Annotated in this window: 18 protein-coding genes and 1 pseudogene; 13 read left to right on the top strand and 6 right to left on the bottom strand. The window is 41.0% G+C overall.

The features are described from left to right. The first annotated feature begins 166 nt into the window (after window positions 1-166). Both ACMAZF_RS01670 and ACMAZF_RS01665 read left to right on the top strand, forming a co-directional pair. The gene (locus ACMAZF_RS01670) at window positions 167-2,539 is read left to right on the top strand and encodes a TonB-dependent receptor (protein ID WP_435277154.1); all 2,373 of its coding nucleotides are present in this window, start codon (window positions 167-169) and stop codon (window positions 2,537-2,539) included. Window positions 2,540-2,575: 36 nt separating this feature from the next. Then, the gene (locus ACMAZF_RS01665) at window positions 2,576-3,952 is read left to right on the top strand and encodes a 5-methyltetrahydrofolate--homocysteine methyltransferase (RefSeq protein WP_435275768.1); all 1,377 of its coding nucleotides are present in this window, start codon (window positions 2,576-2,578) and stop codon (window positions 3,950-3,952) included. 3 nt (window positions 3,953-3,955) lie between these two features. Here the strand turns inward: ACMAZF_RS01665 and ACMAZF_RS01660 are convergent, their stop codons facing one another. Next, window positions 3,956-6,481: an EAL domain-containing protein gene (locus ACMAZF_RS01660; RefSeq protein ID WP_435275767.1), complete on the bottom strand. Its 2,526-nt coding sequence runs from the start codon at window positions 6,479-6,481 to the stop codon at window positions 3,956-3,958. Between the two features lie 163 nt (window positions 6,482-6,644). After that, entirely contained in the window at window positions 6,645-7,493 is an 849-nt protein-coding gene (locus tag ACMAZF_RS01655) for a LytR/AlgR family response regulator transcription factor (protein WP_435275766.1), read from the bottom strand. A 167-nt stretch (window positions 7,494-7,660) separates the two neighbouring features. On the opposite strand from ACMAZF_RS01655, the gene ACMAZF_RS01650 reads away from it, so the two are divergent. The 7 genes and pseudogenes from ACMAZF_RS01650 to ACMAZF_RS01620 all read left to right on the top strand — a co-directional run bounded on the left by ACMAZF_RS01650 (window position 7,661) and on the right by ACMAZF_RS01620 (window position 15,825). Beyond that, window positions 7,661-8,932, top strand: a complete 1,272-nt coding sequence (locus ACMAZF_RS01650; RefSeq protein WP_435275765.1) for an acyltransferase family protein — start codon at window positions 7,661-7,663, stop codon at window positions 8,930-8,932. Window positions 8,933-9,011: 79 nt separating this feature from the next. Then, entirely contained in the window at window positions 9,012-9,725 is a 714-nt protein-coding gene (arsH, locus tag ACMAZF_RS01645; protein ID WP_435275764.1) for an arsenical resistance protein ArsH, read from the top strand. A gap of 121 nt (window positions 9,726-9,846) precedes the next feature. Next, the gene (locus ACMAZF_RS01640; RefSeq protein ID WP_435275763.1) at window positions 9,847-10,587 is read left to right on the top strand and encodes a substrate-binding periplasmic protein; all 741 of its coding nucleotides are present in this window, start codon (window positions 9,847-9,849) and stop codon (window positions 10,585-10,587) included. Between the two features lie 506 nt (window positions 10,588-11,093). Then, window positions 11,094-11,720: pseudogene (locus tag ACMAZF_RS01635) on the top strand (transposase); the annotation flags it as partial. A gap of 196 nt (window positions 11,721-11,916) precedes the next feature. Next, window positions 11,917-12,801, top strand: coding sequence for an IS982 family transposase (locus ACMAZF_RS01630; protein ID WP_435273829.1), 885 nt, complete (start codon window positions 11,917-11,919; stop codon window positions 12,799-12,801). A 959-nt stretch (window positions 12,802-13,760) separates the two neighbouring features. Continuing rightward, a complete protein-coding gene (locus tag ACMAZF_RS01625; RefSeq protein ID WP_435275762.1) occupies window positions 13,761-15,461 on the top strand; it encodes a S41 family peptidase in 1,701 nt (566 codons plus the stop codon). Then, a complete protein-coding gene (locus ACMAZF_RS01620) occupies window positions 15,451-15,825 on the top strand; it encodes a hypothetical protein (RefSeq protein ID WP_435275761.1) in 375 nt (124 codons plus the stop codon). The genes ACMAZF_RS01625 and ACMAZF_RS01620 overlap by 11 nt, the downstream gene beginning before the upstream one ends. Window positions 15,826-16,059: 234 nt before the next feature. Here ACMAZF_RS01620 and ssb read toward each other — a convergent pair whose 3' ends face one another. From ssb to ACMAZF_RS01605, 3 genes are all read right to left on the bottom strand, one after another. Next, window positions 16,060-16,722 (bottom strand): single-stranded DNA-binding protein, encoded by a 663-nt coding sequence (ssb, locus tag ACMAZF_RS01615; protein WP_435275760.1) that lies wholly within the window; start codon window positions 16,720-16,722, stop codon window positions 16,060-16,062. Window positions 16,723-16,801: 79 nt separating this feature from the next. Further along, window positions 16,802-18,163: an MFS transporter gene (locus tag ACMAZF_RS01610; protein WP_435275759.1), complete on the bottom strand. Its 1,362-nt coding sequence runs from the start codon at window positions 18,161-18,163 to the stop codon at window positions 16,802-16,804. Window positions 18,164-18,243: 80 nt separating this feature from the next. Then, complete coding sequence (locus ACMAZF_RS01605; RefSeq protein WP_435275758.1) at window positions 18,244-20,067, bottom strand: flavodoxin domain-containing protein; 1,824 nt, start codon at window positions 20,065-20,067, stop codon at window positions 18,244-18,246. Between the two features lie 188 nt (window positions 20,068-20,255). Between ACMAZF_RS01605 and ACMAZF_RS01600 the strand changes: the two genes are divergently transcribed. Then, window positions 20,256-20,870: a PepSY-associated TM helix domain-containing protein gene (locus ACMAZF_RS01600; protein WP_435275757.1), complete on the top strand. Its 615-nt coding sequence runs from the start codon at window positions 20,256-20,258 to the stop codon at window positions 20,868-20,870. A 31-nt stretch (window positions 20,871-20,901) separates the two neighbouring features. Continuing rightward, the gene (locus ACMAZF_RS01595; RefSeq protein WP_435275756.1) at window positions 20,902-21,390 is read left to right on the top strand and encodes a DUF2271 domain-containing protein; all 489 of its coding nucleotides are present in this window, start codon (window positions 20,902-20,904) and stop codon (window positions 21,388-21,390) included. Between the two features lie 53 nt (window positions 21,391-21,443). Here ACMAZF_RS01595 and ACMAZF_RS01590 read toward each other — a convergent pair whose 3' ends face one another. Further along, a complete protein-coding gene (locus tag ACMAZF_RS01590) occupies window positions 21,444-21,584 on the bottom strand; it encodes a hypothetical protein (protein ID WP_435275755.1) in 141 nt (46 codons plus the stop codon). A 483-nt stretch (window positions 21,585-22,067) separates the two neighbouring features. Between ACMAZF_RS01590 and ACMAZF_RS01585 the strand changes: the two genes are divergently transcribed. After that, window positions 22,068-23,525 (top strand): NAD-dependent succinate-semialdehyde dehydrogenase, encoded by a 1,458-nt coding sequence (locus ACMAZF_RS01585; RefSeq protein ID WP_435275754.1) that lies wholly within the window; start codon window positions 22,068-22,070, stop codon window positions 23,523-23,525. A 312-nt stretch (window positions 23,526-23,837) separates the two neighbouring features. Continuing rightward, window positions 23,838-24,605 carry a DUF3450 family protein gene (locus tag ACMAZF_RS01580; RefSeq protein WP_435275753.1) on the top strand — a complete coding sequence of 256 codons (768 nt, stop codon included), beginning with the start codon at window positions 23,838-23,840 and terminating at the stop codon, window positions 24,603-24,605. The last annotated feature ends 2 nt before the right edge of the window (window positions 24,606-24,607 follow it).

Raw genomic sequence — 24,607 nt, 5'->3', positions numbered from 1 at the left:
CTGTTGAACTAAATTTTGTTATAATATAACATCATAACCCAAAGTGACATTATAACATTACATTTTATTTAAAGGAGTCTTTGTGAATATTTCCGCCACACACACGTCTATTAAACATAGAGCCACCAAACACGTGCTTACTAAAGTAAGCCTGCTCATTGGATTAATGTTCAGTACTGGCAGCATGGCACAAACAGTTTCAGGCACGATAACCGATAACCAAGGCAATAAAATTAGCGGTGCTAAAGTCCGTATTCTTGATAGTAAGCAGCAAGTAACTACGAATAAAAATGGCGATTTTAATTTTGCCAATGCACCAGATAAATCACTTGAACTGCACATCACAGCGTCAGGATATGCACATATAAATAAACACATTGCCCTCAATGACGGTGCAAATGTAGCAATCTCGTTAGCACGTTCAGCGATTGAAGTCATTGATGTCAAAGCAACGCCATTTCATGCATCAGTCATGGAAGCGAGTATTCCTGTATCAGTACTGTCAGGAGAAAAACTTCGTCAACAACAAGCCTCTACGCTGGGTGATACATTAGAGAAGCAAGTAGGCGTACACACCAATTTTCACGCTGGCGTTGCAAGCACACCAATTATTCGTGGTTTAAGCGGGCCACGAGTTATGATTACTCAAAATGGATTAGATGTTAGTGATGTATCACGGGTTGGCCCTGATCATAGCGTGGCAACAGAAGCGTCAACCGCCACACAAATTGAAGTATTACGTGGTCCAGCCACGCTCTTTTTTGGTAGTGGTGCAATCGGCGGTGTAGTCAACGTTGTTGACGAGCGTGTGCCAACTAACAACACGCCATTTGGCGAGTTTATTCTTGAAAAAAACTCAATAAACAATCAAAAACTCGCTGCTTTTAATGTCAAAAATGGTACTGATTCATTTGCATTTTATGCGGATGGCTTTTGGCGTGAATCAGATGACTATCGCATTCCCGAGCCACCTAAGTCAGCCGCTAGTAACGAACATCACAATAAAGTTGAAAACAGCGCAGAAGAATCAAATAGTTTTACGTTAGGTGGTAGCTACCTATTCGACCAAGGTTATGTCGGCCTTTCTGCAGGTAAATTAAACCGCGAATACGGCATTCCCGGTCATACGCATGGCGAAGAAGAAACTCATGAAGATCAACACGATCATGACGAAGAATCAGAGCCTCAAGTTTTTGCTGATTTAGAGCAAAATCGCTACCAGCTAATTGGTGAATATAACTTTGACGATAGCTTATTTACTGCTGTTAATTTCAAAGCTTCTTACACCGACTACAAGCACGCAGAAATCGAAGCGGGCGCAGTAGGCACCACCTTTGCCAATGATACTACAGAGCTGAAAGTTGATTTACTCCATCACCCAATTATGGATTGGCGCGGCGGAATTAGCGTTCATGCGAAAGACACCGACGTAGAAGCCATTGGCAGCGAAGCATTTACACCACCATCAACGCAAAAAATGATTGCACTTGCAATGATGCAAGAACGTCATTTTGACAATATTCTTGTTCAATTTGGCGCGCGAGTAGAGCGTGTAACGCTAGATGCGAAAAATGTTCGACTACCGCATTTAGAAGCTCACGGCCACGATGAATCGGGTGAAGCAGAGGTTCATGATCATGACCATGGTCACGAAGAAGAAAGTGCTGAATTAACACGTGTGTTCGCAGTAGAGCAAACCTTCACGCCAGTAACTACATCACTAGGTGTGGTGTGGGATTTTACTGAAGGCTATAACGTCGGTGCCTCGATATCTCGTTCACAACGCGCTCCTTCAGCATCAGAATTATTATCATTTGGTCCACACATTGGCACTAGAAGTTATGAGGTAGGCGCATTATTTTCCCTTAACGATCACAATGAAGTTGCATTAACAAGCCAAGCCATCGATTTAGAAACAGCCAATAACATCGATATCAGCTTTAGAAAAACCCAAGGCGATGTTGCCGTTATTGTTAACGCCTTTTATAACCAAGTAGACAATTATTATTACCAAGTTGCTACTGGCTTGTTTGGTAGTGACGGACATGACCATCATGGTCATGATCACGGCGGCCACAGCGCTGGTGAACTCCCTGTTTACATCTTTAAATCACAAGATGCGACCTTACACGGTTTTGAAGCGCAAGTTAATTGGAATATTAACGAAGAACTGTCTTCATCATTCTTCGCTGATTACGTCAGAGCACGCTTGAAAAATGGCGGTGATTTACCGCGAACTCCACCGCTGCGCTTTGGCACAAACGTTAGATATCAACTTGAGAGCTTTAGTGCCCATCTTGATATTACACGCTATCAAGAGCAAGACAAGGTAGCCAATTTAGAAACGGCAACCAGCGGTTACACCCTAGTCGATCTTGGCGTTAGCTATCAATTACCGCTCCTTGATCATGATATTACATTCTACGCCACCGCCAAAAACCTTACCGACGAATACGCCAAAGTGCATAGCTCTTTTGTGAAAGACATTGCCCCGCGACAAGGCCGAAGCCTAGCTGTTGGCTTGCGTGCTTATTTCTAATTTTGATAGCGAACAAATTTAAACAAGGAACTAACGATGAAAAAAACATTTAAACTTAGCTTAATAGCAACGCTATGCAGCACCCTTTGGCTAACAGGTTGTGGCGATGCAAAAACAACCATCAATGAAAAAGAATCTGAACAACCAGCACCAGATGACGGCCATAATCACGGCAATGACGGCGACATTACCATCGATAGTTTGGGTCGATTGGCAATTAGCACACCTGATAGCGATCAAATATCCGTATTTGATCTCGACGATAGTGAACTAGTTGGTCAGTTTTCAACGACCTACACAGGCAGTAGAATTACAGCTTCTGCCGGATACCGTTACCTAGTTATTACCAATCGTGAGAACGGCCACACTGGGTTTATTGATGGTGGTTTATGGCGTGAAGATCATGTGGCGCATTTACATGATTATGAACAAGCACCTGCAACAATCGATTTTCATATCGATAGCAGCCAGCCTACTCACGTCGTTAAACACGAAGGTGTGATGGCTATTTTTAACGATGGCAATGCCGATACCAGTACTAGTGCGTCTGTCAATTTACTCACTGACGAAAACATCACTGCGGCTAAAACAGACAGTGAAGTGATTACATTCGACATGAATATGCACGGCGTAGCAGAGCCACGCGGCGACTTCATTTTAACCACAGTGCGACGTGATGATGCCACCAGCACATCAACCGCAAAGATTTTGCCAGACCAAGTGGCGGTTTATCACAAACATGGTGATGAATATGAGCAAGATGTTATTTTCGACACGACCTGTCCAAACCTCCATGGCGCGGCGCAAAGTGAAGATTACGTAGCCTTTGGTTGTGGTGACGGCGTATTTTTGGCCAAGGACGACGGCCATGATTTTGATGTGAGCAAAATTGCCAATCTAGATAACTTCGATTCGCGCCGTGTTGGCAGCCTTTATGGCCATCATAGCCACAATGCACTAATTGGTATCGCATCTGCACGTGATACAACACCATTATTGGTAACCGTTGACGCGGCGAATGGTGCAATGAGTGAAATAGATTGGCAACCACAGACTGATGCAGCCCCAGTTTCTTACGGTTTTTCAGTTGATGGTGACGTTTTTGTTATTCTAGACAATCAAGGATATTTAACCTTACTAGAATCTCATGTGCATAACGGTGAAACTGAGTGGGAATTTGCCTCACGTGTTGATTTCACGCAGCAAGACGTCTCTACAATGCCTGATGGACAAAGCTTTAGCTTAGTTATGTCACAACACGCTGACACAGCTTATATTAGCGATCCGTTAGCCAATACTATTGTGGCGGTAGATCTAGCCGATGGCGATATCACAACTGCACTTAGTTTAGATTTCACACCAGCTAATATCAGTTGGTTAGGTATTAAAAACGAAGAGGAACACGCTCACTAAGCATTAAGTGAGCTCAGCCTCTAGCTCATTGCTAGGGGCTACTCCTTGATGAGTAAGCTTAACAATCGTATTGGCATCAACTGGTTTACTAAAATAATACCCCTGAATATATTCACACGCTAAATCTTGTAAAAACTGTAATTGCTCTAAGGTTTCAACGCCTTCTGCGACTACTCTTAAATTCAAATTATGCGCCATAACCACAATCGTTGATATCAATTCTTCATTACCAATATTGCCGGGAATGCCTTCCATAAAACTGCGATCAATTTTAAGGAAATCTAGTGGCATTTTAGTCAACATACTCAAACTCGAATACCCTGTACCAAAGTCATCCATTGATACCGTTGCCCCCATTGCTCGAATCGCTGTTAAACAGTTAATCATGGTTTCAATGCTATTGAGGGCACTAGTTTCGGTAATTTCAATATCAAGTAAACTCGCTGAGAAGCCTGTGTTATAAAGACCTCCTTGAATTTTCTTAACTAAGGATTCGGTAATCAATTGACGAGCAGAAACATTCACTGACACCCGCATCGATAAACCATGCTCTTCTTGCCATGCTTTACCTTGACGCATGGCTTCAATTAACACCCAATGGCCGATATCCTCAATTAAACCGATCTCTTCAGCCAGCGGAATAAACACGCTAGGAGGCACACTGCCATTGATGGGATCGTCCCATCGAATTAACGCCTCCACTGACTCAATATCATAAGTCTGTGCATTAACCTTTGGTTGATAAACTAAGTTAAATTCATCATTTCTTAATGCTTGACGTAAACGTGACTCCATCGCCAGTTGACGTTGTGACTGTTCGTTCATTTGTGCTGAAAACAAACAGAATCTATTACGGCCTTCTTCTTTAGCACAATACATTGCGCTGTCTGCATGCTTTAACAGCTCTTCACGACTATCACCATCTTGCGGATAGATAGCACAGCCAACGCTAGTGGTCATCACAAGCTCACGACCATCAATGGCTAACGGATTTTTGAGGCTATCAACAATTCGCTGCGCCGCTCGATATACATCAGCTTGCTCTTGAACATCGTTGAGCAGTACCACTAATTCATCACCACCAATACGGGCAATGGTATCAACATCCGATAAACACTCAGCAAATAAATCGGCGACTTCACACAGCACTTTATCGCCAACTGAATGACCTAGAGAATCGTTAATTCGCTTGAAGTGATCTAAATCGACAAACAGTACCGCCAACTCAGTATGATGTGCATTAGCTTGTAGAATAGCGGCATCAAGACGATCGTAAAATAGTTGGCGATTTGGAAGTTTGGTTAATGGATCATAATAAGCAAGGTGCTCGATCATCGTTTCTGAGTTTTTGCGCTCAGTAATATCATTAAAAATACCTGCATAAAGTACCGTTTGATTTACCGGCTCTTTAATACGCGTGATGGTTAACCATTCAGGATACACTTCGCCATTTTTACGGCGATTCCAAATCTCTCCCTGCCAACGGCCTTGTCGATCAATAGTTTCCCACATCTCGTCATAAAAGCTCTTATCATGCTGACCTGAGCTTAAAAGATTGGCTCGCTGACCGACGGCTTCCTCTTCCGTATAACCGGTAAGAATACTAAAAGCGGGATTTACCGACTGAATAATCGCATTTTCATCCGCCACCATGATGCCATCATCAGACGCCTCAATAAGCGCATGTGCCATGTGCAAATTAAACTCTTTTTCTTTTAATGACGCTTCACTGTTTGCTAACGCACTACGTAAACGGGATACATAGCTTTGCTCAATACGATTAAGAATGTCAGAAAATGAAATGATACCAAGCAATGAACCATCGTCATCATCGACACCTAAATGTCGAATATGGCGTTTTTCCATAAATGAACGAATGGCCAGTAAACTCATGCCTTTGGGCACAGTGATAAGAGGCTTACTAATAGCATCAATTAATGGAAGGTTTAGCTGATTTAGCGCCATCAGCCGCACAACATCGCGTTCCGTTAATAAACCAATGGGTATTGCATTTTCAACGATCACAAGCGCATCACATTGATGAGTGCCCATGTGCCGAATAGCTTCAATTAACGACCCGCTCATGTCGAAATGCAATTGAGTATGCTCAGGCAACACTGTTTTCACCTGCGTCATACTCAAAAACAATGTTGCATCTTGATGAATGACAATATCACTTTGGGAAAGGATGCCAACAAGTTGATTATCCGCCTCTACAACCACCAAATGTCTAACGTTATTACGCTTGAGCTCTAAGGTTGCATCGTTCAGTGACATCTCAATCTTAATAGTGTGGATGCGTGACGACATAAACCGCGAAATTTCGCAGTCAAATATACTTGATTGGCGGATGTTAACCTTTAATGCATCGGCTTCTGTCCATATACCAATAGGAATGTTTTCTTGGGTAATAATGATCGAACTGCAGTGTCGTTGGTGCATCAACTTGGTTGCTTCTCGCAACGTCGTTTCTTTACTACACGTGACGACTCTGCGCTCGACAACATTGTCTAAAGCACTGTCTTTCATAAGTTTGACCGACGACCGCCCCACCATCTGTCTAAATTACGTGAATATGTCGATGCTATCACATCGTATACAATCAAATTGACAAAGCGTACCCATAATTGACTTATATCAATAACACCTGTTTTTTAACTATAAACTGTAAGAAAGTCTAATTTAAAAAATCTTAGAGCACTAACTTAAAGTGCTCTTTAAATCGGCGTGACAAATTGAGCTTTTTACCACTCACCAACGCAATTTCACTGTCACCATTACCGGTTGGCGTTATTGAGTCAATACAGCTCATATTAACGGCAGCACTGCGATGGACCCTGCAAAAACCTTGCTCTTCAATTTGTAAAATTAGCTTAGTCAGTGTGGCGCGCATTGGATAAATGCGTCCTTTGCTGTGTAGGTTAACGTAGTTCCCTGATGACTCTAGCCATTCGATATCTTTAACATTAACGATAAATTCCTTGCCCAACTTTTTTACCAATAGCCGTTCGAGTTTTTTAGGCTCAACCTCATCTTCACTATCACTGACAGCGGTTGCCTCACCTTGCAATCGGCTGAAAATAAAATCATAACCTTGTATAAAAATTACAAAGCCTATAAAGCTCCATAAGTCTTTTCGGTATTCATAAAGTAGCTCAAACCACACATCACCAAAGTCATAGTTAGCCCCCATTAACCAATACACGCTTTCTCTGATTGCCACCATAATGGCAACATGAAGCAGTGAGAAAACAATTGAACCAAGAACAATAAATTTAGCGGTATGAAGTAGTGTTCCCCAACCAATAGGCCAGCGTTTAAACGCAACAATCATTAAAGGAAATAACGACAAAGCACTTATCGCACTTGACAACTCCCATAAGAATGGTTCCCAGATCTGAAACGACATTGTCCTAGAATCTCTCGTTGCCTCCATAATGGTTGAGGTAGCCAATAGCAAACTATTGATAAAAAATAGCAGACAGATAGTCCCTATTTCGTAAGCCGTTTGATATTGTTGAAAGTGATTTAATTTACTCATTGCGCCAGTTTAATAGGTTAGACAGAAAAATAAAAAATCTTAACGTTCATTTCATCACATTATATTGCCGCTTGTCCCTATCTATTGTAAATACAGCACTTTTTGCATGTTAATCGATATTTTAATTGGCAAAGTGTCCATGCCGAATCGTCAAATAGAATAGAGAAATGTCGCTAATAAACTCCCAATTTTTCATCAAATTAAAACAAGGGTTCACACCTGACTTAACCGAACTACCAACACGACGCCATGATCTCGATTGGCTTCGCGTAGTCGCCTTTGGATTACTCATTTTATTTCATAGCGGCATGTTCTATGTTGAAAATTGGGGCTTTCATGCTAAGAGTCAATATCGCAGTGAAACTTTAGAAAGTGTAATGCTATTGATTCAACCGTGGCGCATGATAATACTCTGGTTTATCGCGGGCATCGCCATCAAATTAATCATGGCGAAAGTCACTGTTGCTCATTTCATTTATCAACGTTCGATACGCATACTAATACCACTCCTATTTGGCATTTTAGTCGTGGTGCCGCCCCAGCTTTATGTCGAAATGACGCAAAATAACGACCTATCGATGAGCTATTGGCAGTTCATGCTGGAGTTTTACTCGCCTGACACGCAACTTTTTAATAAATACTCCTCTGGGATCTGGCCACATATCGACGTCAATCATCTGTGGTTTTTACGCTCATTGTGGAAATACTCTCTAATTATTTTACTGATAATGCCATTACTTAACGCGACATGGGTTACGCGTTTCACAAACTGGGTAATGCAACAGCATTTTGCGTTGATTGTGTTGATATTTACCGTACCACTCTTTATCTTCCAGCTCACCTTGCCTGACGATGAGACGCGATACGCAATCGGATTTACTTGTATGCTCTATGGTTACCTCATTGGTTGGCATGCACAATTTTGGCAACGTGTTACAGCATTAAGAAAAGTGTTACTTATTGCATTGCTCACCTGCGCAATTATCGTCATTTCATTTTACAACCTGATATGGCTTCAACCAGAAGGTAAACCTGAATGGCTAAGCCTCATTGGTCTGCTAATTTACAATATGATGCGTATATTGGGCGTATTCTGCGCCTTTGGTTTTGCTCATTATTATCTCAATAAATCATCGTCAGTATTACGTTATTTAAATGATGCCGTTTACCCGTTTTATATCATTCATCAAACGCTAATTATCGTCATTGGCTATCAGCTAACAGCACTGTCGCTTGGTCCTATTATTGAGCCTCTACTCGTTGTTGTATTAACAATCGTCGGTTGCTTTAGTTTGTTTGAGTTGATTAAACGAGTTGATTTACTGCGCTTTGTTTTTGGTTTAAAGATGCAAAAAAACTATTCTAAACCGCTTACCACCATAGGCCAGTTATTGAGTTTTATGGCGATGCTTGCCATCGGTTTAGAAATTATTTTTTGATTATTTTTTTAAATAGGGTCGTCTTTTTTAATCTTGCTTCGTCTTAAGCAATACATCCCATTTTAAAAGCAGAAAAAAGATGACTGATTTACCTAACATTGTTGAAAACGCATTTGATATTCCAACACTAGCCGCACTAAACAATGGTGAAGAGCTCACACACCCGCCACGTATTTTACTGTTGTATGGCTCATTGCGTGAGCGCTCAATAAGCCGACTGGTAGTAGAAGAGTCCGCACGTATCTTGCAAAAACTTGGTTGTGAAACTCGTATCTTCAACCCCCAAGACTTGCCCGTAGCAGACAGCCAATATGACAATCACTCCAAGGTACTAGAATTACGTGAACTGATGACCTGGTCAGAAGGCCAAGTATGGTGCTCGCCCGAAAAGCACGGCAGCATGAGCGGCATCATGAAAAACCAAATCGACTGGGTACCACTCTCCATAAGCGCCGTACGTTCAACACAAGGTAAAACGCTCGCAGTGATGCAAGTTGAAGGTGGCTCGCAGTCATTTAATACCGTTAATCAACTACGTATTCTCGGCCGCTGGATGCGCATGTTCACCATTGCTAATCAATCTTCAATTGCAAAAACGTGGCAAGAGTTTGATGCTAATAACCGTATGAAGGACTCACCTTTCTATGCGCGTATCGTCGATGTTTGCGAAGAGTTAGTGAAATTCACGCTGCTAACGCGTGACAAAACTGACTATCTCGTCAATCGATACTCTGAGCGCAAAGCTGAAATGCCCGCCGTTAAGCCTCAATGTGACAATAAAGCGTCCTGTTAATCTTTAAAGAAAATCAAATATCTATCGAACTTTTAGAGGGGAGTTTTCTCCTCTAAATGCTCGACTCACCTTGGTACATTTGTTATTTTACGAACCTAGAAGTTTACTATGCTAAGGCAAAATGAAAAAAACTTTACTCGTTCTGTTTGTACTCCTAATTAGTCATCAATGCTTTGCTACAACGGTGAAACTCTGTGGTGTTGATTGGCCGCCGTTTACTAATAGCAAACATGGCACGTTAACTCATGGCTTATCCATTGATGTATATTCGGAAGCTTTTCGACGTTTAGGGATGAAGTTCGATGTAAAATCAATGCCGTGGCAGCGTTGTATGAAATTAGTTAAGCATGGTTCAATGGATGCACTAATCGATAATACTCACAGCGATGATTTCATTCATGGCCCAACGCCAACAGCCTTTTATCCTTTAGCGATATATGTACGAAGCGATGCTGAACAATCTAAGTTTTCATGGGCTGCGATGGAAAACAAAAATGTAGCGATGGTGAAAGGTTACGATTACACAGAGAAAATCGCTTCTTTTAAACTGTGGAATAAGCTCTATGCCCAATCTGAAAGTATTCTCGTTAAAATGCTCAAAGCCAAACGTTTCGATTACATTCTGTTAGACCCTTTCGCCGCTAAAAATCTAGAAATAACGCATGACGTCAAACTAAAGATGCTTACACCCGTTATTGATACCGCAGAACTTTATTTAGTCTTCAATCAGAATAAGTCAGTGTTAATGAATCAGTTCGATGCCAAGATTATCGAGATGATTAATGATGGCACCATGAACCGGCTTTATTTAAATTACTTACCTACGTCATATACTGATTTTGTCAAAATGGTCACTAAATAAATAGATTTGACTGAGAATTTCACAATGAAGCTAACATTAGCTTCATTGCTTTAAGACACCCTATCTTTGAAGTAACTTTTCAATCATCTTTTTCGCATTATCATTGGCAGGATTTAATGTAAGCGATTTTTTGTACCATGCAATAGCTTGCTTATTGTCACCACTTGCCATCACAACTTCTCCCAAGCTATCAAATGCGTTAGCATCTTTCGGATAAGGCAAAAAAAATAAAAAAAATAAAGGACAGGCTATTTTTTATTATTGATTGTTGATATTTTGTTCGTTCCTACTATGCTTTGAAATGTTTCAATCAGCGTAGTAGGAATTGTCATGACTAGAGCCCGTCACCAGCTAATTGATTTATCAGCCACGTCGTATTATCACGTTATTAATCGATGAAAAAAATAAAAAAATAAAGGACAGGCTACTTTTTATTACTGATTGTTGATATTTTGTTCGTTCCTACTATGCTTTGAAGTGTTTCAATCAGCGTAGTAGGAATTGTCATGACTAGAGCCCGTCACCAGCTAATTGATTTATCAGCCACGTCGTATTATCACGTTATTAATCGATGTGTTCGCCGCAGTTTTTTGTGCGGTGATGACCCTTATACGAAGCGAAATTATGACCACAGACGGCAATGGCTCGTTGACCGTATAAAACTACTTTCCTCTATCTTTTCAATTAATATCGCGGCTTACGCGATTATGAGTAATCATTATCACTTAGTGCTACAGGTTGATAAAGTTCATGCTGATATGTGGTCAATGGATGAGGTGATTGAACGTTGGTATCAGCTGTACAATGGTCATCCGATTGTTGATGAGTATTTAACTAATCGAGATATATCACCGATAAAATTAGCGAAAGTTGAAGAGTTTAGTGAGTTGTGGCGCGAACGCCTTTATGACATATCGTGGTTTATGAAATGTTTGAATGAACATATATCTAGAGAAGCTAACAAAGAAGATAACTGCACAGGCAAGTTCTGGGAAGGACGATTTAAATCCCAAGCATTACTGGATGAAAAAGCGCTTTTAAGTTGTATGGCCTATGTGGACTTAAACCCAATTCGAGCGGGGATAGCCAGCAGTGTAGAAGATAGTGAATTTACCTCGATTAGTGAACGAATCAAACAATACAAATCACATCAACGGCAACAAAAAAAACGAAGTACAGACTGCCATGTACCTAGTCAGCCACACTGTCTGTTGCCATTATCTCCGATTGTAAATAACCTGAACTCGGGATAAAAATTGAACTAATAGCCCACCTAGTGATCAGATCTTTCGAACAAGAAACGATTTAAACACTATAAACGGTGAGCGTATGGATAAGTTAGTTGAAATATTTTGTGATGTCGATGATTTTTGTGAAGTTTTTATTCCTCAATGGGAAAAGCAATTACTGTCTGATGGGACGAGAAAGCGGCAGCGTAAAGGTCGAATGGCCACAAGTGAAGTGATGACTATCGTTATTTTATTCCATATGTCGAATCACAGAGACTTTAAAAACTATTACATCGGGTTCATTCAGCGTTTTTACAAAAAACAATTCCCATACTTGCTTAGTTACACACGATTTTTAGAAGTCATGCCAACGACATTAGTGCCGTTGTGCAGTTATTTTTCTGCGATTAAGGGGCAGCCTACAGGCCTTGAATTTATTGACTCTACAAGCATTAAAGTTTGCCACAATTTAAGAATCCCACGCCACAAAACATTTGATGGAATTGCTAAACGAGGTAAAGGGACTATGGGCTGGTATTTTGGATTTAAGCTCCATTTGATAGTGAATCACCTAGGGGAGATTGTTGCAGCGAAAATAACGGCTGCGAACGTGCATGATACTCAACCCGTTGAAGGTATGGCATCAGACCTGCCAGATAAACTCTATGCTGATAAGGGCTACATAAGTAAAGCATTAGAAAGTAATTTGCTAGAACAAGGAGTCACTTTAGTAACAAATGTGCGAAAAAATATGAAAGCAAAGGTACTGTCTATTTGGGATAGGGCCATGCTATCTAGGCGATTTATTATTGAAACAATCAATGACCAATTGAAAAACATTTCACAAATTGAGCATTCCAGACATAGAAGCATGAATGGCTTAATGTTAAATCTCATTGCTGGGCTTGTGGCTTATTCTCTGAAAGAAAACAAACCACAACTAAATATCACTGACGTTGAGATGAATCAGATCGTCGTTTCTTAAGCCGATCTCAGGTTAAATAACAACGCGATTCCTCTGAGCTATGGTGACTATTTTGAATTAGTTGATTGGAGTGGTCGACACGTTGACCCAAAGAAAACAGGATTTATCGATGAAAGTGCCCCTCCCATTTTAAATACGCTAGGTATTGAAGCTGATGATTGGAAATCGGCGGTCAAAGACTTTAGGCGTCAATATGGCAGTTTTGCAGGCAGTGAAATGCAATTGAGAGATTACGCACACCGTCATGGACGAAGTTGGTGTAAGGGTGTTGGTTAGCCGTTATTTAAATCATCTTTTTAGTTAATTTTCTACTATTAGCTATCGCTGATAGTGGCAAATTGTCTTGAATTCATCAATTACTATTGATTTGTACTAAGCCTCTCTTTCACTACCTTAATCTTTTCGCTTTAAAGCACACTGGAATGATTTATAACGTATTCAAAGAAAGATTTCAGTGTATTTATAATGTTTATCTTTCAGTAAGATATTAGTGCCTGTCCAAAAATATTATAATATTATAGACTTAAAAAAACCACTGCTATCTTCCCTCTCACTTTTCGCTAGGTGTTATCTTGAGGTCTGAAATAGTTATATCTGTCGGTTGTAGATACAGATTGACGAAGCATGAAAAACAGCTTTCTGAGACTTACCAAGCAAAGAACTTCCACGTCAATCTTCTACCCGTTAATCTCGATGCACAGGGTGTCCAATCTGCCCATCTGTCATCGTATTAATAACGCTTAATGTCCAAATTTAAATTAATCTCAATGATTGAAGTTGACGCGGTATTGATAGCGCTTAATAATAGGCCGAGGAAAAGTTAGGTTATCTAACATCGAGTCAATTAATTACGAACACATAACTACTATCGCATCGAAATAGAGTTACGCACTTCGAAGTTGAATCTACCTTACCAAATGAAGAAATGATTAAACAATATTAAATGGAAATAATAACAAATGTCTTTGAATCAATATCATCGTAAATCAGCACTATTACTGTCTTTAACAATTCCTTTGTTCGCTTTAAGTGGCTGTGGTGGGTCAAGCTCAGGTTCTAGCGTTGTCACGAATGAGAATCAGCCTGATACGAGCAAAAATACAGTAGTAACAGATACAACATGGGTCAAAGATAGCTTTAAGCCAGTATCTACCTATGTTGCGCGCTGTGCAAAACCAAGAACCGGTAATAACCCTATTACAGGTGACGCATATCCAGATACAGCAGGTAGCGAACTATTGGAAAAATTTTGGCAACGCAGTTTTAATAATGACACCTACCTTTGGTATAAAGAAGTGGTAGATCAAGATCCTAACAACTTCAATTTAGTCGACTACTTCGACCAATTAAAAACGAAAGAAGTTACTGATTCAGGCTCCGAAAAAGATCAATTTCATTGGATATCACCGACCAGTGACGTAGAAGAACGTACGCAATTAGGTGTTAGTTATGGCTATGGTATTAGTTATCACAAAGGCAGTAATACACCTCCTCGAAGCTGGCAAGTGACTAATGTTACACCTGGTACAAAAGCGGCTGATACTATCTCTCGTGGGTCAAAATTAATTTCCATTGACGGAGTAGATTTTATTAATAGCCGTAGTGACAGTGATTTAGCTACAATTAACGGCGCTCTATTTAGCACAAATGAAGGTGAAGAACATACTTTCAAATTTATTAATACTGATAATACTGAGTACGAAGTAACATTAGCGACGGCAAGTATACAAGGTGTGCCGCTGCAACTTGCTAAAACACTTGATACGCCACAAGGTAAAGTAGGTTATTTGCTACTTACTTCATTTAATAACGCAGCTGTTGAAAAAGACTTAGTTGAAGAATTTACTAAATTTAAGCAAGAAAATATCACTGATTTAGTGGTTGATTTACGATATAACGGTGGCGGATTTTTAGCACTGTCTTCGCAATTAGCTTATATGGTTGCTGGTGAAGAAGCGACTCGAAATAAAACATATGATCGGTTAATTTACAATGATAAATTAGCGAGTCAAAATCAAAACATTGGATTTTTTGATACAACAATTGATTTAAGACGATTAATTGGTGGCGAGACTATTATTCCTGAAAATCAGCCGTTACCCGCGCTCAATCTACCGCGAGTTTACGTGTTAACAACCGGTTCATCATGTTCGGCTAGTGAATCATTTATGAACTCATTAATAGGAATCGATGTTGAGGTAATTCAAATAGGTGAAACTACTTGTGGTAAACCATATGGCTTTGTTAGTGAAGACAACTGTGGTTCGACTTATTTTACTATTCAATTTAGAGGCGAAAATCATGCTGGTTTTGGTGACTATGCTGATGGTTTTACACCCGCTACATTACCTAACACTCTAGACCAAGTGCAAGGCTGTCCAATTCAAGAAGATTATTTACATGAACTGGGTGATCCGGACGAGTTACTTCTGTCTAGTGCACTTTATTATCAGACGAATAATTCTTGTCCGGAAATTAAAGCTAGCGTTGGCCTACAAACTAAAAGCCGAAGTGGTGTTGGTGCATTAAATAAAAATGTAGTACAAAAATATGATGGTCCTAAGCTTAATGTTCGTACACCACGACAAGACGCAATTATTGATGATATTTATTTTGATCAATTTAATGATTTAAAAACGGGGACTAATAATGATAAATAAAAAATTATTAGCAGAGACTATTTTAATAGGTAGTTTATCCGCGTGCACACTAAAGGCCCATGATCCAGTGCCTGCTATATTTCCTGATAATAGCAGTGAAGCGCGCGCTGAAATTGTCGAAATAGTTAGTAATGCTTTAGGTGGGAAAAAAATAGCTATTGCACAAAATGTATTTCAAGAGTCAAGCCGCTTATTATTAGGGGCTAAACCTGTAATAGCACCTAATGGCGTTACTGTTTATGACAGTAATAAACAATCAACGTTAGTGTTTGAACTTGTTAAACAAGGTGATGATTGTTTACTGAAACGTTTAGATACTATGCAGACTTGGCCATTGAAGACTAAATTGTGCTTAAAAAAGTAGTCTGTTAAGTATTACTTTTAGGTAATCAACACATTCATAACGTTTAAGTATTGCATTGTAAAAAAGGTCGATGATTCGACCTTTTTTATTGCAACAATGAAAGACATTCACTTTTTCTCTATGGTAAGTAACACCTTATAAACGTTTAAGTTCAAAGTATTACAATTACTTATCCACCAAACACAAAAAACCCGCTTTCGCGGGTTTTCAACATCAACTAATCATTCAGCTGAATTAGAACGGAATATCGTCATCCCAACCTTCGTCTAAATCTGGTGCTTTAGCTTGTTGCTGTTGACCTTGTTGTTGGAAGCCACCTTGTTGCGGTGCTGCTTGCTGAGGTGCTTGATTATAACCACCTTGCTGTTGTGCAGGTGCTTGTTGCTGGAAACCGCCTTGTTGTTGCGGTGCAGCTGCTGGCGCTTGCTGTTGGAAGCCACCTTGTTGCTGTGGTGCTGCCGCAGGCGCTTGTTGTTGGAAACCACCTTGAGGTTGGCCGCCTTGTGCGCCTTGGTTGAAGCCACCAGAAGGTTGACCGCCACCTTGACGTCCGCCAAGCATTTGCATAGTACCGTTAAAACCTTGAACAACGACTTCAGTCGTGTAACGGTCGTTGCCGCTTTGGTCTTGCCATTTACGTGTTTGAAGTGCGCCTTCAATGTAAATTTGCGAACCTTTACGTAGGTATTCACCAGCGATTTCAGCTAATTTACCGAAGATAGACACGTTGTGCCATTCAGTTTTTTCTTTCTGTTCGCCTGTGTTTTTGTCTTTCCAAGACTCAGAGGTTGCCAATGTAATGTTGGCAACGGCACCGCCGCTTGGCATGTAGCGGATTTCAGGATCTTTACCTAGATTACCCACTAAAATTACTTTATTCACGCCCTTGCTGGCCATGCTGCTCTCCTAAATTTGATCAATATTTTTGCTGGTGCGAAAGAGTAACACAGCACCAGAGAATTACAATTTTTACTTGCTAATTTGCGAGCAAGATTCCACGCGCGTTAGCTAAATTAAACTGCTTAGCATTTACTTTTAAATAGGCGGCTTTGTCGTCAACAATTACCACTGCTTCTTCTACACCAGATAGCTCTAATAGCTTATCTACCATGGTTTGCGCCGATTCGTTGTCATTAACATTAGCGTCTAAGGTGAAGGTCTTTAGCACCCGAGGGTTAATCATGCCAGCGCTGTAAAACCACCACGCAATCACTAAAAATGTCGAGGCTGAAAACACACCGATTAAGCCGAAATATTCGTAACAAACACCGCCTAAAATGCCGCCCCAAAACGCGCCGAAAAACTGGCTAGATGAGTAGATCCCCATCGCAGTGCCCTTTTGTCCCGACGGTGCAAATTTTGCGATAAGTGACGGCAATGATGCTTCTAAATAATTAAAGGCGGTGAAAAACAAAATAACCGCGACAAAGAGTCCAATAAACGAATGTTGCAATACGTAAATCATAATCAACGCCGCCGCCAACATTAGCAGAGACAAGCGATACATTTGTCTCATCGACTCTCGTTTAGCACCAATAATAATCAATGGCACCATCAAGAAAAACGATAGCATCAAGGTTGGGAAATAGAGTTGCCAATGGTCAGTGCTGGCTAAATCGAGCTCTAGCAACATCAACGGCAGCACAACAAACACGGACGTCAGCACTAAATGCAGCACAAAAATGCCCACATCTAATCGCAATAATTGACCGTCTTTGAGCATGTCTTTAATAAGTTCTGGCGCAGCACGGGTATCGCCACGAGGCGCTTTACTCACCGCATTTGGCACTATAAACAACACCACTAACATGCCTAATAATGACAAGCCACTGGTGAGCTTAAACAATCCAGCGAGGCCAATACTTTCAACCAGAACAGGCCCAACTATTAGCGATACAGCGAAGGACAAACCGATACACATGCCGATAACCGCCATGACTTTTGGCCTGTTTTCATCACGTGTGACGTCAGCGGCAAGGGCAAGAATGGTACTAGCAATAGCCCCCATTCCTTGAATAGCGCGGCCAATGGTGACGCCCAATACAGAGTCAGAATAGGCAGCAACTAAGGAACCAATACAGAAAATGACAAGACCAATAAGAATGATGAGTTTTCGACCGTAGCGATCAGACAGCATGCCCATTGGAATTTGTAAACATGCTTGCGTTAAGCCGTAGGCACCTATCGCAATACCCACCCACAGTGGTGAGTAACCTGCTAAGTCTTGTCCATAGATGGCAAAAACGGGCATGATCATAAATAGTCCTAACATTCGTAAACCAAATACGAGTGCTAAAGAAATCGCTGCACGTTTTTCTATTGAATTTAAACCGCTCATTGCTTGCGCTGTTATCTTACTGAGAAAAAACGGATTGTAGCATGAATTATTTTGTGGCGGTTGCACCAAGTAACGCAAAATTAATAAAGATCAAAATGCAGTCTATTGGCTTGTTCTAATCGCTGAAAATCTTCTTGCAGCAATTGTTTAAGCGCGTCTTTAACAGACTCTCCCATTCCCGCTTTATTACCACACACATACAGTTGGGCATCTTTGTCATATAGCCAATGAAACAACAACTTACTTTGCTGTTGGATAACTTCATTAACGTAACTTGGTTTGCCAAATGATTGCCATTGACTGTCACGGGAGAATGCATAATCAATACGCGTTAAGGTGCCGTTATCAATATGACCGTCAAGTTCGTTATTAAAATAATTATCGTGGCTACTGTATTGCTCACCAAAAATAAGCCAATTATCAGCGCCATTTTCAGCCCGGCGTTGTGCAAGAAAACTCATAAAGGGCGCGATGCCAGTGCCGGCACCAATCATAATCACTGGAACATTACTCGGCGGTAGTCGAAAACTATCATGCTGGCGCACAGCAACATTAAATATTTGTCCTATATTTGCATGACACAAATGAGCCGACGAAAAACCGTCGCTACCGTCATCTTTTTTAAGGTGCCTAACCAATAAACGAACTTGATGGTCGTCAGGTGCACTAGCGATAGAATAAACACGAGGTCTAAGTACCGCTAATTTATTCACAAGAGCTTGCGGCGAATTGGCTACCTGATTTGTCCACTCTAGTTGCGTCAGTGCATGATTAAGTTCACACGCCTGCCCATTTAAACGAACCATTGTTTGCGGCTCTAAACCATATTCAAGCAACCGTTCATCAATGGTTGTAATGGGTGTTGGTGTCATAATTTCTAATAAATCACCTGCTTGATATTTCACATTATCAACATTGATTGTGATGGCGTGAGCTGGCCGTTGTGATTGCTGAGAATTAAGACACAGATTGTTTGTTATCTCGCCCTGTAACCATTGCTTATCAATTTGCTCAACGCGCCAACCACTCAATTGACAAATTTCTTGCCACCACTGGGCGATGACTTGCGGCTGGGCGCGATCAACTTCTTGTATTGGGTGCATTACTTTTGCCCCCTTTTCACTGAGTGCTTGAGCAACCTGCTGTCCATAAGCACAAAATTGTGGATAGGCTTTGTCGCCAAGCGCTAGCACAGAGAATTTAAGATGAGACAACGACTGTTGAAAATTCGCCAAGCTCGGTAGGAAATCAATTGTTTTTTCAGGTGCTTGCCCTTCACCATAAGTTGCTGCAACCACTAAAAGTTGCTCATAATCTTGTAAATTTTCAGGGGTTAAATCGGCGAAAGAGCGACAATCACAGTGTTTAACTGCGGCGCTCGCCATATTCAAAGCGATGCTTTTTGCTGTGCCGCTTTGGCTTGCATAAGCGATTAAGGCAGAATTTTTAGGTGTTAACGCAAGACGCCTTTGATAGTGTTTAACGCTGTAAAAGCTAGCAACGCTAATCACAAATAAAACGCTCACAAGATAAAGGTAGGTGTTGTCAATAACTGATGGCAGAGCCATAACATTGAGCGCCAGAATCCCAACAAACACAGATGCTAATGCTAACATGAGTCGCCATCCAAGTCGGCGTAGCCCAGCAATAGTAGCCAAACTTACAATAAGAAAGGCCAAGGCTTTCCAAATTATCATCATTGCCATGAGTGAAGCGCTATCTCTTGATGAAAATGCCATCAAGAGTTCATCAGTATCTGATCTTAGTGATACAGCCGCCGCTTCTAAACCAAGAGTAGGCTGAAGGTGCAATACAAGCGGCGAGGCAAACTCAAACCACATGCCAGTCATTAGTACCAATACACCACCAGCGACTAGCAAGTTGGCAAGAAGTATCCAACGCAAACCATTAAGGACGCAGGAGTTAACTGAAATGCTTAGCAGGGAGTGTTTAATATTGGTGAACATGTATTTTTAAGCGCGACCAAATCTAAATGAAAATTATTATCATATAATATTGTAATATGACCGAGAAAACTAGTATTATGTCGCCTCATTTTTATAGAAGTCCCAAGCCTTAATCAACACTTATTATGTTTACGTCTCTTAACAAGCAATCAATTAATGCACTTATGCGCGATATCCATATCTTTAGCGCAATGCTTGTTTTGCTGCTGATGTTATTTTTTGCTGTATCTGGTTTTTTTCTGGCACATCCTGAACTCAGTGGTAATGACTCAGACGCCATTCAACAAGATGTGACGCCGCCGTCATGGATAGTTCAAACAACGCAATGGCCTGAGCGCTACACCCAACATGGCCTTAAGCTCATGCTCTGGCTAGACCAGCAACACAACATTCGCGGTGTCGATTACGAATTTGAATGGGACGAATTCGAAAATTTGCTAATTATCAGCTTACAAAGTCCTGGTGGCAACACCATTGTCGAGTACTTTAAAGAACAGAATCGCATCGCGATTGAACAGAGTGAGTTTAGCTTTTTAGATATGCTCAACAATGTTCATCGTGCCAAGCACACGAGCACGCTGTGGAAATATCTGTCTGATGTTAGCGCCATCATTATGGTGCTGTTTTGTCTGTCGGGACTGTGGCTAGCACTTATTCATAAACAGACGCGCCGCGCGAGCAGCCAATGGTTTATTACTGGCTCTGGCATTTGTGTTTTTGTGATTTATTTAATGCACTAATTTTAAATTTACCACCCACCAAGAGGAAAGTATGAACAAAGTAATTGGCTTTATCGCCGTCATCGTTTTGAGTATTAGCGCCTTTGCCACTCAAGCCGCTACGTTATCTGTTGATTTTTCATTGCCTAAATTTGACGATAAAAACTATCGCAAGCCCTATGTGGCTATCTGGGCTGAGCATAAAGGTGAAAGTGACAACCTGTTACTTTGGCACCTGACAAAGCACAAAGGAAAAAGCGATAAGTGGCTACCAGATCTACGTCGTTGGTGGCGTAAAGAAGGTCGTTATGCTGAGCAAAAGTTTGATGGCATGACTGGCGCAACTAAAGGTGCAGGCGACTACAATGTGGACTTGGATGTTTCTAAATTACCGAAGAAATTCACGCTATTCATCGAAGTTGTTCGTGAAAAAGGTGGCCGCTCTATTGTTCGTCAAAAGATCGATCTAAGCCAAGCGACTAACAATTTCACTATCGCCGCTACTGAAGAGTTAGGCGAAGTAAAATTAAGTATTAAATAAACCCAAGCTGTTTTGAGTATAAAACTGAGCTGTATCACTACAGCTGAGTTAAATTATTCACAAACCACTGGTGTTGCAGTGAAATATTTCGCCACAACAATGTTATAAATCCAGTTAAAAACGATGGCATAAACCACAAAGATAACTACCGCACTAATATCAAGTAACTGCGTTCGCAGGCTTTCATAAAACATACTTAAATAATACCAATTGCATTAAATATTTGCCCACTTGTACTTGTTAAAATTAACTAAAATGGCGTTGCTCTCAATCCTAATAGCCAGCTATTAGTCAATCGAGCGCCTTGTTTTAGCTGATTTTCTCTACGCACAACAAGATCACTTACTTAATGTAATTGGTATAAACCAATTTTTGCAGCTTCACGACTGCGCGGTGATAACCCCGAAATATCGCGTAATCGAATAAAGTCATCAACTGATGCCACTTGTTCTAATGTCTGATACAAATTCAACTCCTAGATTTATTCTTCCCATTATAGCGGTGAGAAAACGTAATGAGAACTAGGTCTAATCGAATGAGATATCAAGTTTTAATCTATCTTAATCACATGAAATATTTATCTAATATTCCAATAATCAAACAACTTGTTAATGTGATTAAATTTTACTGCTTTGTGTATAATCCTTGTATTTTCCATCTAAACCTTCGAGGGCAGTATGCACCAACTACATGATCCGTCTTTATTGAAAACGTTGTCCTATATCAACGGTAGTTGGCACGCTAGTGACTCTCAGATAGAAGTGACCAATCCTGCCACTGGCGAGCTTGTTAGCAAAGTCAGTAACGCGGGTGTTGAAGAAACAACCCTTGCGGTAAAAGCAGCAAAAAAGGCGTTTAGCACGTGGTCAAAAAAGCCTGCCAATGAGCGTGCAAGCCTATTGCGCAAGTGGTTCGATTTAATGATGGAAAACCAAGAAGATCTTGGCCGCATCTTAACGTTAGAACAAGGTAAGCCTTTAGCAGAAGCCAAAGGTGAAATCGCCTATGGCGCAGCATTCATTGAGTGGTTTGCTGAAGAAAGCAAACGTGTTTATGGCGATACGATTCCGGCGCCATCGGGTGACAAACGCATTATTGTTATTAAGCAACCTATTGGCGTTGTTGCCGCAATCACACCTTGGAACTTTCCTAATGCAATGATCGCTCGTAAAGCGGCAGCAGCACTCGCAGCAGGCTGTTCTTTCGTTGTGCGTCCAGCGACACAAACGCCGCTGTCAGCACTAGCCATGGCAGAACTTGCGCAGCGCGCTGGCATTCCAGCGGGTGTATTTAACGTTGTTGTTGGTGAAGACGCTCGCGGCATTGGCAAAGTGTTAACAGAGCATCCAGATATTGCTAAATTTACCTTCACTGGTTCTACGCAAGTGGGTAAAGCTCTCATCAGCCAATGTGCATCAACCGTTAAAAAAGTATCGATGGAGCTAGGTGGCAATGCACCATTTATCGTGTTTAACGACGCAGACATCGACGCAGCTGTCGCTGGCGCACTGGTATCAAAATACCGTAATGCTGGCCAAACTTGTGTGTGTACTAATCGAATTTTGGTACAACGTGATGTGCTTGAACAGTTTACTGAAAAATTCACCGAGGCAGTCAAAGGCTTACAAATGGGTAATGGACTAACAGATGGCGTTGACGTTGGCCCAATGATCAGCAAGCAAGCCGTTGCCGATGTCGTGCGCTTAGTAAACGCGTCAATAGATCAAGGCGCTACTGTCGTGCTTGGCAATAATGACAAATCACTGGGTGAAAACTTCTTATCACCAACCATTTTAACGAATGTCACTAACGACATGCCGATTGCTCATCAAGAGATCTTTGGCCCTGTCACACCGATTATTGCATTCGACGATGAAGAAGAAGCGATCAGCATTGCCAATGACACTGAGTTTGGTTTAGCTGCTTATTTCTACTCACGCGATATTGGCCGTATCTGGCGTGTTGGCGAAGCGTTGGAATATGGCATGGTCGGCGTTAACGAAGGACTTATTTCAAATGCGGCAGCGCCATTTGGCGGTATGAAGCAATCAGGCAACGGTCGTGAAGGCTCAAAATATGGCCTAGATGATTACTTAGAAATTAAATATCTCTGTATGGGTGGCTTGGATAAGTAGTTATATAACTTCTTCAAATATAGCGCTACTTAAGACCAGCAATTATGCTGTTTTTTTGTGTCTATCTTTTACTAATATTGTATTAATTGACTGACCACTTGTACTGGTTAAAATCAATGATTACTGCGTTGCTCTCAATCCTAATAGCCAGCTATTAGTCATTCGAGCGCCTTGTACTTGTCGATTTTTTCTTAGCACAGTCAGTTCACCTATTTAATGCAATTGGTATAACGCCAATTGCACACGCTAATGATAATTGTTATTATTTGCACCTTGTGTTTTTAATGTAATTTAGGTCAATAGATTTCTGCCATGAATATTCGTCAAAGTTGGTGCCTGAGTGCGCTTTGCCTACTGTTGTCAGCCAACGTATTTAGTCAAACTAAATCGGTAGTTTCAAATGCCGAACATCTTGTGACGCAATGGATTACCCTAGAAAAACAAAACACTCAATTAAAAAGCGAGTGGCAAGATACCCAACAACTACTCAAGCAGCGTATTGCACTGCTTAAGCAAGAACAAAAGCAGTTAACAGCCCTCACTTCAAACCACAGCCATCAAATGGATGAAGTGACAGAGCAACGTCAAAAACTGTTAACGCTGCAGACATCGATGGAGCATACACAAGCGCATTTAAGTAGTTGGCTTAACAAAGAGTTCGCACAGATCCGTAATATTCATCCCCAACTGCCGCCTCCCCTAGCGAATTCGTGGCGAACAACCTTAAGTGACCTAGACCAAGAAAATGTATCCAAGCGATTAGAGAGTTTATTGAGTCTGTATCAAAGTTTTGATGAATTTAATCAGCGCGTTAGCACTCAACAAGCAACCATTACCGATGGAAACGGCCAACAAAAGATGGTGCAGCAATTGTTTTTAGGCGTCGCTCGCGGTTGGTACTTAACACTTGATGGCAGTAAAGCAGTGTCAGGACAACCGACAGCAAGTGGCTGGCAGTGGTTTCATCAACAGCCAGTTGAGGCGCAGCAAGTTAAAAACGCCTTAGCAATGCTTGCTCACAAGCAAGAAGCAAAGTTAGTCACGCTGCCGATGATCCTGCCATCAAGTGTGGAGCAATAATA

It is taken from the genome of Psychrobium sp. nBUS_13 (genome assembly GCF_051201665.1).
Lineage (GTDB): Bacteria > Pseudomonadota > Gammaproteobacteria > Enterobacterales > Psychrobiaceae > Psychrobium.
The sequence above is the reverse complement of the archived record's forward strand: the minus strand, read 5'-3'. Positions and strand labels throughout refer to the sequence as shown.